Origin of the sequence: Nonomuraea sp. NPDC050394, from assembly GCF_044459065.1 — a bacterium.
Classification (GTDB): Bacteria; Actinomycetota; Actinomycetes; order Streptosporangiales; family Streptosporangiaceae; genus Nonomuraea.
The window spans coordinates 481519-494022 of the sequence record NZ_JBITIO010000002.1 but is presented as its reverse complement, the minus strand read 5'-3'; the positions used below and the strand labels follow the sequence as shown (position 1 = coordinate 494022).

The following is a 12504-nucleotide window of genomic DNA, read 5'->3' as shown; positions in this document are numbered from 1 at the left end:
ATTTCGTCGCCGAAATTAAGGAAACCGCACATGAAGGGCTTTCTGGCAGCGGGGCTCGCGCTCGTCCTCGGAGCCACCGCCTGTGGCGGTGGCGGTGCGTCCGGTACGGCGGGCGGCGCCAAGCAGGACGACGGCACGATCACCCTCGACTGGGAGATGTGGGCGGGCAGCGAGGATGAGAAGGCCCAGCTGGACCACCTCGCCAAGCTCGTCACGCAGCAGAACCCCAAGGTCAAGATCGCGCTGCGCACCGCGCCGTTCAACGACTACTTCACCAAGCTCCAGACCGAGTTCGCCGCCGGCAAGCAGGCGTGCATCGTCTCCATGCAGAGCCTGCGCCTGGGCGCCTACGCCGACCTCATGGAGCCGCTGACCGCCCCCGACGGGTTCGCGCCGGCCTCGCTGGAGGCGCTGAAGATGGACGGCAAGCAGCTCGCCCTGCCGTACGACCTGGCCTCGATGCTCGTCTACTACAACAAGGACGCCTTCGCGAAGGCCGGGCTGCCCGAGCCGAAGGCGGGCTGGACGGTCGCCGACTTCGAGAAGGCCGCGAAGACCCTGTCGAGCGGCGGCAAGGCCGGGTTCGGCATGTCGTTCTCCGACCTGCACACGCTGTCGCTGCTGCTGTCCTACAACGGGGCCGCGCCGGTCACCCAGGACGTCAAGCTGCAGCTGGACAGCCAGGCCATGGTCGACGCCCTCACCTGGTACGCGGGTCTGGCCAAGAGCAAGGCCGGCAGCGTGCCCGCCTCCTCGGCCGAAGGCGGCTGGGGCGAGACGCAGTTCGTCAACGGCAACGCGATGATGGCCGTGGACGGCTCCTGGAACCTCGGCTCCCACATCAAGGACGCCAAGTTCGCCGTCGGCCTCGCGCCGTTGCCCGCCGGGCCGGGCGGCTCCAAGACCTACGTCGCCGGCTCCGGCTTCGGCGTGGCCAAGAGCTGCCCCTACAAGGCCGAGGCGATCAAGGCGGTCGAGACGCTGACCGGCAAGGACGCCCAGGCCTACCTCGCCGGCGTCGGGCGCGGCTTCCCCTCCCGCACCGAGCAGCAGGCCGGCTACGAGGAGTTCCTGGTCAAGCAGGACGCCGGCAAGGCCGCCGACGTCAAGGCGGCCATGGGCGCGGTCAGGGAAGGGCTGGCCGGCGGCACCCCGCTGTTCACCACCAAGAACTGGGACAACGTCAACAAGCTCATGGCCCAGTACTTCCTGCAGGTCTACACCGGGGCCCAGGCGCCCAAGGACGCCCTGACCACCATCCAGCAGCAGGGAGCACGCGGCCAGTGAGGACTCGGGAGACGTGGAGCGCGCTCGGGTTCGCCACCCCGAGCGTGCTCGGCCTCGGGCTGTTCACGCTGTTCCCCGTCGGCATGGCCGTGGTCATGAGCTTCTTCGACTGGCCGATGCTGGGCGGCAGCGAGTTCATCGGGCTCGACAACTTCCGCTACCTGTTCGGCGAGGACCCCGACTTCCTGGCCGCGTTGCGTAACACGTTCGTCTTCACCGGCCTGTACGTGCCGCTGAACATCCTGTTCGCGCTCGGCCTGGCCTTCTGGATCAGCAACTCGCGCTGGCAGAACCTGTGGCGGGTGCTGTTCTTCATCCCGGCGATCACCCCGATGGTGGCCAACGCGGTCATCTTCAAGCTGCTCTTCCAGCTCGTCGGCACCGAGCCGAACCTGCTGGCCGACGGCCGTACGGCGCTGCTGTCGGTGGTCGCGATGAGCGTGTGGCAGGGCTTCGGCTACAACATGATCGTGTTCTCGGCGGCGATCAACGAGATGCCCAAGCCGGTGCTGGAGGCGGCGTCGCTGGACGGCGCCACCGGCCTGCGCCGCCTGGTCAGCGTGCAGCTGCCGCTGATCTCGCCCGCGCTGTTCTTCGCCACCACGATGACGGTGATCACCGCGCTGCAGGTGTTCACGCAGCCGTACATCCTCACGGCCGGCGGTCCCGGCAACGCCACCGAGACCCTTGTCATGAACGTCTACCAGGCCGGCTTCCAGTCGCGTGACCTGGGCCTGGCCGCCGCGGCGGCGTGGGTGCTGTTCGCGATCATCCTGGCCGTCACGTTCGTGCAGTTCCTCGGCCAGAAGCGGTGGGTGCACTATGAAAGCTAAGAGCCCCCTGAAGAGTGCCGTCTCCCACGCTCTGCTGGCCGCGGTCACGCTGGCCTTCCTCTACCCGCTGATCTTCGCCGTCGCCACCGCGCTGAAGCCGGCCGGGGAGACCTTCTCCGACCCCGGCTCGCTCGTGGGCTCCTCGATCCGCTGGCAGAACTTCGCCGACGTCTTCACCTACGTGCCCTTCCAGCGCTACATCCTCAACGGGGTGCTGGTCGCCGGCGTCGGCACGCTCGTGGTGCTGACCGCCTCGGCGCTGTCGGCCTACGCCTTCGCCGCGCTGCGCTGGCGTGGGCGCGACGGCGTCTTCCTGATCTTCCTGGCCACGCTGATGGTGCCGCAGGAAGTGCTGGTCGTGCCCATGTTCATCCTCATGCAGTCGCTCGGCTGGGTGGACACCTACCAGGCGCTGATCTTCCCCTGGGCGTTCACCGCGTTCGGCACCTTCCTGCTGCGCCAGTTCTTCCGCTCGGTGCCGCGCGAGATGCAGGAGGCCGCCCGCATCGACAGCGCCGGAGAGCTGCGCATCTTCACCTCGATCATGCTGCCGATGGCCCGGCCGGCGCTCGGCGTGCTCGCCGTCTTCACCTTCATCAACTACTGGAACAGCTTCCTGTGGCCGCTCATCATGATCAACGACGTGAGCGCGCGGGGCACGGTCCCGCTCGGCCTGCAGCTGTTCTTCGGGCAGAACGGCAACCAGTGGCACCTGGTCATGGCCGCCTCCATCGTCTCCATCCTGCCGACCCTGCTGCTGCTCATCGCCCTGCAGAAGCACCTGGTCAAGGGCATCGCCACCGCCGGCCTGGCCGGCCGCTGAAAGGATCGGTCTTGCTGCAGTTCGACCGTCGTGTCGGGCCCGACCTGGGCGTCACCTACCCGTCGCGGGAGGTCCCCGCGTGGTTCAGGGACGCCAAGTTCGGGGTGTTCGTCCACTGGGGCCTGTACTCGGTGCCCGGATGGGCCAGCCCCCGGCTGCCGGGGCAGAACGTGCCGGCGGAACTCGAATACAGCCACCACCAGTACGCCGAGTGGTACGCCAACACCGTCCGCATCCCCGGCTCGCCCGCGCAGGACTTCCACGAGCGCAGGTACGGCGTGGGCGTCTCCTACGAGGACCTCGCCGACGTGTGGATCGCCGAGGCGTTCGATCCGGCCGGATGGATGCGCCTGTTCGCCGAGTGCGGCGCCCGCTACGTCGTGCCCACGGCCAAGCACCACGACGGCTTCTGCCTCTGGGACACCGCCACCACCCCGTTCAACAGTGTCCGCCGCGGCCCGCGCCGCGACCTCATGGCCGCCATGGCCGAGCAGGCGAGGGCGGCCGGGCTGCGGCTCGGCTTCTACTACTCCGGCGCGCACGACTGGCACGTCTCGCACTTCCCGCCGATCCGCTCGCTCACCGACCTGTTCACGCTGCGGCGCAACGACGAGGCCTTCGCCCGCCACTCGTTCGAGCAGGTGGCGGAGCTGGTCGACCGGCATGCCCCCGACCTGCTGTGGAACGACATCGACTGGCCGGACTCGGCCAAGGCGGGCGGGCCGTACGGGCTGAGCGAGCTTTTCGAGCGCTACTACGCGCGCGTGCCCGACGGCGTGGTCAACGACCGGTGGGGGGTGGCGCACCTCGGCTACCGTACGCGCGAGTACCAGTCGGAGTCGCGCACCTCGCCGTGGGTGTGGGAGGCGACGCGCGGGCTCGGCCAGTCGTTCGGCTACAACCGGGCCGAGGACGAGCGGCACCTGCTCGGGCGCGAGGAGCTCGTGCACCTGCTGGCGGACACCGTCTCCAAGAACGGCAACCTGCTGCTCAACATCGGGCCGCACGCCGACGGGTCGCTGCCGGGGGATCAGGTGGAGCGGCTGCGGTTCCTGGGGGAGTGGCTGAAGGTCTTCGGCGGCGCGGTCTACGGCACCCGTCCCTGGGTACGGCATGCCGAACCGGCCGGTCGGCCGGTGCGCTACACGCTGCGGCCCGACGGCACGCTCAACGTCATCGTGCTGGACCCGGGGGCCGGGGTGCTCACCCTGGCCGGGGACCTGGTGGAGACGGCGCGGGCCACGGGGTCGTGGGGGGAGGGGCCGGTCAAGGTTGACTCATCCGGAAATATCGATATCCCTGAGGGTCTGCGGGGGTTGCCGGCGGCCGTTCTCACCGTGCGGGCGCCCTGACGTCAGGCCTGCCGTACCAGCTGCCCGGCCTTGAGGCGGGCGGCGGCCGCGGCGGCGCGCTCGCCGAGCCGCTCGGCCAGCGCGCCCTGCTTGAGCCAGTTGAACGGGCTGCACGGCCGCACCCCGATGCGCTCGCTCAGCAGCACCCTGGCCACATCCGTGCGGCCGCCGCGCAGCGCCGCCTCCAGCAGTGTCTTCTGCACGGCGTCGCGCTGCGCGTGGCTGCCGCCGAACTCGTTGATCCGGTGCCGGATCGGATACAGCAGGTCCACCACCGTCTCGTACGCGCCACGGCCGAAGGCGACGATCGCCCGGCAGACCGGCAGGCCCACCCGGGCGGTCATCTCCTGGTTGGTGACCCCCGGGCGCGGCTCGGCGAGGTAGCGCCCCCGGTCGGCGATCAGCTTGTCCGCCTCCCGGAGGCGGCCCGCGCCGGTGAAGGCCATGACGGCGTGCATGTCGTTGAAGGCGTAGAAGGCCTCGCCGGCCTTGGGCGCCCAGGCGTCGGCGAGGGCCTGCCAGCGCTCGTGCCGTACGTCGTCTTCGAGGTAGAGCCGCCACAGCAGCGCCGCCGCGTCCAGCAGCTCCATCGCGCCCCGGCCGCCGGCGAGCACGGCGTCGTAGATCTCCAGGGCCCGCCCGGTGTCCCCGGCCTCCAGCGCGTACAGGGAGTAGTGCCACCAGGTGTGCACGTTGAAGAACGTACCGGTGGACCAGTCGTCCAGCCGGGCGTCCAGGTAGCGCACGCCCCGGCCGAAGCGGCCCTGCATCTCGTAGGTGTGCACGACCGCGTGGATGCCCCAGACGTCGCGGGCGTTGAGCTCGACCGCGCGCAGGCCCACCTCCTCCGCGCGGTCGTAGTGGCCCGCCTCCTCCAGCCCGAAGGCGTACATGCCCAGCACGTGCCCGTAGTGCCGGTCGTCCTCCGACCAGCCGGTCAGCGCGCCGCCGATCCGGTCGCGCAGCGAGCGGGCGTCGCCGGTGAAGAAGTCGACCTGATGACCGGCGGCCAGGGCGAGCGCGTCGCGCGGGTGCGCCTCGGTGATCGCCTGCAGCCGGGTCCCGCAGGTGCGGAAGTCGCCGTCCAGCAGGGCCTGCACCGCCTCCACGTGGGCCCGCTCCCTCGGGAGCAGCAGGCTCTCGTCGGCGCGGGCGCGGAAGGACGCGAAGCGTTCGCGGGCCGCCCTGGCGTCGTCCGGCTCGGTGGTGAGCAGCCCGAGGTAGGCCTGGAGCACGTGGCCCATCGCGAACGCGGGCTCCGCCTCGACGGCGGCCGCCGCGTGCCCGTCCACCTCGACCTTGAAGTGGAGCAGCGCGTCGACGGCCCGGTCGTAGTGCCGGACGGCGGCGCCGGAGCCCGTGGTCGCCAGTCCATGCTGATCCGTGGTCATATCCCCTAAACTAGTGGGTATTACGGCGGGCAGAGTGCCAGGCCCGCGCCGATGTCGGCGAGGTCGGCGTCCGGCACGAACCCCGTGCCGGTGGCCGCGGCCAGCAGCCGGTTGGTGACCATCGAGGCGCGCGCGACCGAGGCGGACAGCAGCGTGTCGCGCAGTTCCTCCCACCACAGCGCCGCGACCCCCGCCACGTGCGGAGCCGCCATGCTGGTCCCGTTCTTGGCCGACAGCCCGCCGCCCAGCCGGGCCGAGAACACGTCCTTGCCCGGCGCGCACACGTCGGCGAAGGTGTTGGAGAACCGGGTCACGTCCAGCAGGCCGTCCACCTGCTGCAGCGCGCCCACGGCCAGCACCCCGTCGGCCGCCGACGGCAGCTCGGCGCCCACCTCGAACGCCGGGTTCACCTCCCGCATGCTCGAGTTGCCGGTGGCCGCGATGACCAGCGTGCCCTTGTCCACGGCCGAACGCTCGGCCAGCATCCGCATCAGCGAGTCGAACAACCGCAGGTTGGCCCGGTAGGCCTCCAGCGCCCGCGCCGTGGCCAGAAAGACCGGCAGCCCCTCGGCCACGTCCTCCTCGACGGCCTTGGTGAACGCGAACGACACCGACATCGTGATCACGTCCGCGCCCTGTCGCGCCGCCCACAGAATCGCTTCGAGAAGCGCGTCCGTGGTCCCGCCCCCGGAGTCCCTGATGACCTTCCCGATGAGCGCCTTCCCGATGCCCGGGGCGACGCCGATCCTGATGCCCTCCACCGGCCGTCCGAACACGGTGCCCGCCACGTGCGTACCGTGGCCGCGTTTGTCGCCGTTCCCGTCGCCGGTGAAGTCCTTCTGCACGAACTCCATCCCCGCGAACGCCGCGTGCCCCGCGTCGATGCCCGAGTCCAGCACCGCGACCAGCGATCCCTCGCCGGTCCTGCCGGAGCCCGGGGCCCCGACCGCCGCGACACCCCACGTGACATCGGTGGGGGCGGGCGGCTCGTCGCCGTCCACGTCGATCGGCAGGCCGATCGGCATCGCCGGGGCCAGGGCCGCCACATCCGGTTCCGCCGCCAGCGCACGGGCCTCCCGCCTGCTGAGCTCGAGCGTCTCCAGATGCGGCTCACCGGGCCCGCCACCGGTCCGCCGCGCCTCCAGCGGACCCGCGGTGAACGTCCTGGTCAGGTCGCGCAGCACCGTGTATCTGTCGCCCATCACTTCCGCCTTTCCGAAGGTATGGGCACAGCCTGGGCGAGGGCGGCGGAAATGGCATGAGTAGCCCCTACTCAGCCCTCGCCCCCTTCCACCCGGTCCGCGCGCTCGCCTACCTCGACGTGACGCGGGTGCTCAGGTTGGTGACCAGGCTGGTCACGCCCAGGGAGCCGAGGGCCTCCTCCACCGATCCGGCCGGACGCAGATCCCGCAGGTGGTCGTGCCACACCCGCAGGTCCTCGCGCCAGGCGTCCAGGTAGCGCACGCACAGCTCCGGCGTGATGCGGGCCAGCCGGCCGAGTGCCGCGCGCAGCGACTCCTCCATCGGCGCCCGCTTGGCCGCGTCCGCCTGGTGCAGGCGGGCGTGGATGTGCTCGATGAAGCTTCTGCGCCTGCGCAGGAACGTCCGCCAGTGCTCCAGGTTGGCCTCGCTCACCGGACGCCGGTCGTCCAGGAGCCAGAAGATGCCCTCGGCCAGCACGTCCCCGAACTCCTCGTCACGGGCGCGCTCCGGGCTCTCGTAAGGATCGTACGGCGCCTGCCACATCTGGCCCGTCACCCCCAGCCGGGGCACTTCGAGGACGAAGAACCAGTCCTCGTTGTACACGTCGGGAAAGAAGGAGCGCGCCTGCGCGGTGTCCACGACCAGCGCGCCGCTGCCGACGAAGGTGTCCTGGTCGCCGCCGACGTCGCGGTAGGCGTGGCAGACGACCGAGTTGTCCGGGTAGCCGGAGACCGACAGAGCCACCGCGCCGTGCTCGTCCAGCAGGGCGGCGGCCGAGCACAGGTCGCCGGGGGAGGAGACGACGATGTCGTCGTCGAGGAAGGCGAGGTTGCGCCAGCCCATCATCCTGGCCAGCAGCAGCCCCGCGTTCCGCTTGGCCGCCAGGTCGCCGGAGCGCTGGAAGGAGTGGGGCAGGACGCGGGAGGTGGCGAAGCCGGGTAACCGGAGCTGCTCCGGCCCGGGGAAGTCGGCGGCGATCACCCAGGGCAGGCGGCGCCGTACCGTGGCGGCACCGGTGCGGGGTCCGCTGCACAGGGCGACCACGGGACAGCCGAGCCGGCGGGCCAGGTCGGCGGCGTGGTCGAGGAAGGCGGGCGGGCGCGCCGTCGGGATGACGATGGCGTCGATCCGCCCCGTGCGCGCGGGAGCGGTTCGGGAGGAGAGCAGCTTGCGATGTGAGCCGTGATGATCAGGTGACAAAGAAGCCTCTTTCCCACGAAGCTCCCATCATCGCAATGATGACGGGAACGGAGAAAGAGTCTTGAAGAGAATGTGACATCTGTCTGGTTTGCGCTCGCTTGTCCCGTCCTCGTGGAGGATCTCTTCGGTCGTCGGGAGCGGGGAGTGCTTCCACTTGCGGTAGCCCAGGCGCAGATACAGCCGGTACGCCTGCCGGTTGTCCGGATCGACGCCGAGCGCGACGGTGGAGTGGCCGCGCTCGATGAGCTTCTGCTCGGCCACGTAGACGAGCATGGTGCCGAACCCGGTGTCGCGGTATTCGGGCAACAGGTCGAGGTGCATGAGCAAGGGCGTACCCGGAAGCCGGCGCCGCAGCCGCTTCTCCTCCGCCTTGTCCAGCCAGATGTAGACGGTGCCCACGGCCCGCTCGCGGTCCCAGGCGATCAGCAGGATGCCGTGGCCGCTCGCCTGCCTGGCCAGGGCGCGCACGAAGTAGGGCCGCTGCCCGAAGGAGGCCACGAGGGCGTCGACACCGGCCTCGGTGAGCGGCTCGAACCTGACCAGCCCGCCCTCGGCACGGGGGATGCGGACCGCGTACGGCGCGGCCGTACCGGGCGGGTCGCCGAGCGTGTAGGCGGCCGTACGCCGCTCGTGGTGGTGCACGGTCAGCTCGGGGTGGAGTTCCCGCAACCGTCCGCACGCCCGCGCCGTCGTCAGCCCGGTCGGCAACGTGTCGAGGTGGGCCTGCCAGCTCTTCCTGGCGACGGCCCAGTCCTCCACGAAGCGATGGCACGCGCGCGCCTTGATGAGCTTGAGCTGCTCGCGGGCGGCCAGGAGCGCGGCCCGCGCCGCCGCCCTGCGCTCCCTGAGCAGGAGGTCCTCGACGAGCCTGCGGCGCCGCCGCAGCACCTCCCGCCAGTGGTCCACGTCCGCCGCCTGCCAGGAGGTGCCCGAGTCGAGCAGCCACATCAGGCCCTCGCCGAGCACGTCGCCGAACTCCTCGCGCCTGGCCCGCTCCGGCGTGCCGTAGGGGTCGTACTCCCGCTGCAGCGCGGTGCCGACGCTCGCGGTGGGCCGGAGCATGCCGTCGTCGCCGAGCAGGTCGAACCAGTCCTCGTTGTAGACGGCCGGGTAGTAGGCCGGAGCCTTGGCCGCCGCCACGGCCATCGCGCCCGCCCCGGCGAAGGAGGCCTGGTCGGCGCCGCCGTTGTCGCGGTAGGCGTGGCACACCACGGAGTTGTCGGGAAAGCCGCCGAGCGTCAGTGCCACCCGGTCGTAGGAGCCCAGCAGCGCCGCCGCCACGGACAGGTCGGCCGGATCGGGCACCACGACGTCGTCGTCCAGGAAGACGACGTTCTCCCAGCCGGTCAGGGTGGCCAGTGCCATGCCGGCGTTGCGCTTGGCGGCGGTGTCGGCGCGGCAGTCGAGCGGGGTGGAGCGCGGGAACTCCGGGCCGTGGAAGGGCGAGGGCAGCGGCCTGTGCCGCGACAGTTCGATGGCGATCAGTTCCACGCCCAGCTCGCCCAGCCCGCGCATGGTCCGCGCCGCCGAGGTGTAACGCCCGCTCGACAACGTGACCAGCGGGCAGCCGAGCCGCTCCGCCACCGCCGCCGCGTCCCGCAGGTACGCCGGCGGCCGCACGGTCGGCACGATGATCGCATCGACCCGCGCCGTCCCGGCGGGCCGCGGGGCGGACGCCAGGAGGTGCCGGTGTGAGCCGTGGTGGTTCCGGGTCACCCCGCGTCCTCCGGCCATTCGTGGAGCACGTTGCCGGACAGGCGCCAGTCGGGGGTGAGCACGGCGCCGCCCATGACGAGGACCCGGGTGATCAGGCTGAAGCTCTCCTGCCCGGCGAAGCGGGTGTTGAGGTACTCGCTGTTGGCCTCGGCCAGGGCCGGATCGGTCAGCGCGCGCACGGCGCCGAGGGTGCCGCGCCCGAACATGCCGTTGCACATGGTCAGCGTGCCGCTCTGGTAGAGCGGGTTGGGGCCGCGGTAGAAGTGGGCCACGTCCTCGAGCAGGATCTCCCGGCCGTCGGCTCCCCGCTCCAGCGTCGGCGGGTAGTGCTCCTCGCCGACCTCGAAGTAGACGCGGCCGGCGTCCCACTCGGCCACCTGCTTGACCGGCATCGCGGGGTCGGCCAGCACGTCGGCGGTGCGCGGGTTGAAGTCGACGCCGCCGAGCAGCACGACGTGGCCGGCGAAGTCCTCGGTCGGCGAGACGGTGTCGACCCTGCGGCGGCGGATCGTGCTGGCCGGGTTGAGCGCGCGCAGGTGGCCATGCAGCTCGAAGAGGGCGTCGATGTCGGCGTAGGTGTAGAGCTCCATGTAGTCGGGGTCGTCGGGGTCGACGTACTTGCTCAGGCTCGCGGTCAGGTCGGCCGGCAGGCTGCCGCAGATGATGGTGATCGGCCGTTCGTCGCGGAAGTCCCACGGGTTGGCGGTCGCGCCGGCGGGCACGTGCACCGCGTCGTTGCGCAGGCTGAGCAGGTCGGCCCGGATCCGCCCGCGCTCGGCGAGCTCCTCGGCGGTCAGCTCGGAGAGCGGCAGCAGGCGCAGCGTGCCGTCCTTGACCGAGCGCGGGGTGCAGAACAGGGTGGCGTAGTCGTCGAGGCGCGCCAGCGGCGGCGTCTTCGGAGTCGTGCCCGACTCCCAGGAGCTGATCAGGCCGGAGCTGAGCGGCCTGCCGCCCTTGGCCAGGGCCTCGCCCAGCATCGGCTGCGTGATCTTCACCTCCGGCCAGCGCCGGGTGCGGAGCGACCTCAGCCGTTGCGCCAGAACCCGGACGGCGTCGTCCATCGGTTCCATCAGGAAACACCCTTCATCTGAACTTCAGTCTCCAAGTAAACATCTACTGGCGTCCAGATGCGAGTAGTTCGTTTGGCCAGTTCACTGACGTGCGCGTCATCGTAGAGCCATCGACCCCGCGCGCGCAGGTTTTTCGTGCCGTCAGCAGGGGAATTCTTACTTCAGGAGAAGAAGTGAAGATTAGGTAAAGGTTAACCATGAACGGATCACGTGGACCGCCCCGCATCGTCAGACGCGGGCACAGCACCCCCTGCGATCACGCAGGCACTCCCGGGCCGGGGCAGACGATCTCCAGGAGTGCCCGCACTCGTAAGGCCCCATCGGCGCGTCAACCACCGGGGAACTCCATGACAACCGTAATCCTCCTCACCACCGCCAGCCCAGAGGGAGTGGCAGCGGCCCGCGGTCTGCTCTCACTCCTCGCGATAGTCTCCGCATGGGCGATGCTCTTCGCCGTCCGCCAGGTGGCGAAGGCAGTCTCCTTCCTCCTGCGCATCGTTCTCGTCCTGATCGCCGCCATCGCGCTGGGCGCGCTGGCCGTGGTGCTCCTCGCGCAGGTCGCTCTGGCCCTCGGGCCGTGAACCGCGGAGATGGGCGCGACCCCGCAGCGCCCATCTCGGGTGACGCCTACAGGCGCGCCAGCCTCGTATAGGAGTCGAGGCGCTCGTCCAGGTCGTAGGTGTTCATCGTGACCAGCACCTCATCGGCCCCCGACCGCTCCACCAGGTCGTCGAGGGCCAGCGCCACCTCCCCGGCCGTCCCGTGGATCTGCCCGGCCCGCGCCTCCTCCAGGTACCCCCTCTCCCGCTCGCTCATCTCCGAGGCGAGGATCTCCGCCGCCGGGGACAGGGGCGGGAACGCGCCGCGCGTCCGTGACACCGCCGTCGCCCAGGCCTCCGGCACCTGCAGGTACGCCGCCGCTGCCGCCGTCTCGCCGACCGCCACGTTCGCCGCCACCATCACGTACGGCCGCGCCGCCCACTCCGACGGCCGGAACGCGGCCCGGTAACGCCCGGCCGCCTCCGTCATCCGCGCGCCGTTCCCGATCACCATGGGCAGCCCGTGCTCGGCGGCGATGTCGGCGCCGGCCCCCATCGCCAGCACGAACACCTCCGGCCGCAACCCTTCCGCGGGATACGCGTGCACACCGGGATGGGCCTGCTGCTTGCCGGTGAGGAAGCCGAGCAGTTCCTCCAGCCGTTCGCCGAACTCGCCGGCGTCGGCCGGCCCGTGCCCCAGCGCCCTGCGGATGCCGCCGGTGAACCCCACGGAACGGCCGAGCCCCATGTCGATCCGCCCCGGGTACAGGGACTCCAGCACGCCGAACTGCTCGGCCACCACCAGCGGCCGGTGGTTGGGCAGCATGACGCCGCCGGTGCCGACCCTGATGCGGGAGGTCGCCGCCGCGACGGCGGCGGCCAGCACGGTCGGCGCGGAGCCGGCCACACCGGGCACGCTGTGGTGCTCGGAGACCCAGAAGCGGTGGTAGCCCAGCTCCTCCGCCTGCCGGGCGAATCGGACGGTGTCGCGCAGCGCCCGCGCCGGATCCTGTCCGGCGCGGACGAGCGAGCGGTCGAGGATCGAGTAACGAGTCACCTCTGGTGTAACACCTGACGGCCGGAAAGATTT

At 71.0% G+C, this 12504-nt stretch carries 11 protein-coding genes; 5 read left to right on the top strand and 6 right to left on the bottom strand.

Annotated features, from left to right (window positions below; genetic code table 11):
- The first annotated feature begins 30 nt into the window (after positions 1-30).
- Genes ACIBKY_RS10450 through ACIBKY_RS10435 form a run of 4 tightly spaced genes read left to right on the top strand, consistent with a single transcriptional unit; the run spans position 31 to position 4295 of the window.
- Positions 31-1287 carry an ABC transporter substrate-binding protein gene (locus tag ACIBKY_RS10450; RefSeq protein WP_397096153.1) on the top strand — a complete coding sequence of 419 codons (1257 nt, stop codon included), beginning with the start codon at positions 31-33 and terminating at the stop codon, positions 1285-1287.
- Complete coding sequence (locus tag ACIBKY_RS10445; RefSeq protein ID WP_397096151.1) at positions 1284-2120, top strand: carbohydrate ABC transporter permease; 837 nt, start codon at positions 1284-1286, stop codon at positions 2118-2120. Before ACIBKY_RS10450 ends, ACIBKY_RS10445 begins: the two co-directional genes overlap by 4 nt.
- Entirely contained in the window at positions 2110-2943 is an 834-nt protein-coding gene (locus ACIBKY_RS10440; RefSeq protein ID WP_397096149.1) for a carbohydrate ABC transporter permease, read from the top strand. Before ACIBKY_RS10445 ends, ACIBKY_RS10440 begins: the two co-directional genes overlap by 11 nt.
- An 11-nt stretch (positions 2944-2954) precedes the next feature.
- Positions 2955-4295 (top strand): alpha-L-fucosidase, encoded by a 1341-nt coding sequence (locus tag ACIBKY_RS10435; RefSeq protein WP_397096147.1) that lies wholly within the window; start codon positions 2955-2957, stop codon positions 4293-4295.
- Positions 4296-4297: 2 nt separating this feature from the next.
- On the opposite strand, the gene ACIBKY_RS10430 is transcribed toward ACIBKY_RS10435, so the two are convergent.
- The 5 genes from ACIBKY_RS10430 to ACIBKY_RS10410 form a co-directional block, all read right to left on the bottom strand.
- On the bottom strand, positions 4298-5686 hold the full coding sequence (locus ACIBKY_RS10430) for a tetratricopeptide repeat protein (RefSeq protein ID WP_397096145.1): 1389 nt from the start codon (positions 5684-5686) through the stop codon (positions 4298-4300).
- A gap of 20 nt (positions 5687-5706) precedes the next feature.
- Complete coding sequence (locus tag ACIBKY_RS10425) at positions 5707-6888, bottom strand: S8 family peptidase (RefSeq protein WP_397096143.1); 1182 nt, start codon at positions 6886-6888, stop codon at positions 5707-5709.
- 109 nt (positions 6889-6997) lie between these two features.
- Positions 6998-8089, bottom strand: a complete 1092-nt coding sequence (locus tag ACIBKY_RS10420; protein ID WP_397096141.1) for a hypothetical protein — start codon at positions 8087-8089, stop codon at positions 6998-7000.
- A gap of 27 nt (positions 8090-8116) precedes the next feature.
- On the bottom strand, positions 8117-9805 hold the full coding sequence (locus ACIBKY_RS10415) for a GNAT family N-acetyltransferase (RefSeq protein ID WP_397096139.1): 1689 nt from the start codon (positions 9803-9805) through the stop codon (positions 8117-8119).
- Positions 9802-10875 carry a hypothetical protein gene (locus ACIBKY_RS10410; RefSeq protein WP_397096137.1) on the bottom strand — a complete coding sequence of 358 codons (1074 nt, stop codon included), beginning with the start codon at positions 10873-10875 and terminating at the stop codon, positions 9802-9804. The genes ACIBKY_RS10415 and ACIBKY_RS10410 overlap by 4 nt, the downstream gene beginning before the upstream one ends.
- 347 nt (positions 10876-11222) lie before the next feature.
- On the opposite strand from ACIBKY_RS10410, the gene ACIBKY_RS10405 reads away from it, so the two are divergent.
- On the top strand, positions 11223-11456 hold the full coding sequence (locus ACIBKY_RS10405; RefSeq protein WP_397096135.1) for a hypothetical protein: 234 nt from the start codon (positions 11223-11225) through the stop codon (positions 11454-11456).
- A 46-nt stretch (positions 11457-11502) separates the two neighbouring features.
- Here the strand turns inward: ACIBKY_RS10405 and ACIBKY_RS10400 are convergent, their stop codons facing one another.
- A complete protein-coding gene (locus ACIBKY_RS10400) occupies positions 11503-12471 on the bottom strand; it encodes an LLM class flavin-dependent oxidoreductase (protein WP_397096133.1) in 969 nt (322 codons plus the stop codon).
- Positions 12472-12504: the final 33 nt, after the last annotated feature.

Coding starts and splice junctions, on each gene's coding strand:
- ACIBKY_RS10405 (WP_397096135.1), top strand. CDS start 11,223: ATGACAACCGTAATCCTCCTCACCACCGCCAGCCCAGAGGGAGTGGCA.
- ACIBKY_RS10450 (WP_397096153.1), top strand. CDS start 31: ATGAAGGGCTTTCTGGCAGCGGGGCTCGCGCTCGTCCTCGGAGCCACC.
- ACIBKY_RS10440 (WP_397096149.1), top strand. CDS start 2,110: ATGAAAGCTAAGAGCCCCCTGAAGAGTGCCGTCTCCCACGCTCTGCTG.
- ACIBKY_RS10425 (WP_397096143.1), bottom strand. CDS start 6,888: ATGGGCGACAGATACACGGTGCTGCGCGACCTGACCAGGACGTTCACC.
- ACIBKY_RS10430 (WP_397096145.1), bottom strand. CDS start 5,686: ATGACCACGGATCAGCATGGACTGGCGACCACGGGCTCCGGCGCCGCC.
- ACIBKY_RS10410 (WP_397096137.1), bottom strand. CDS start 10,875: ATGGAACCGATGGACGACGCCGTCCGGGTTCTGGCGCAACGGCTGAGG.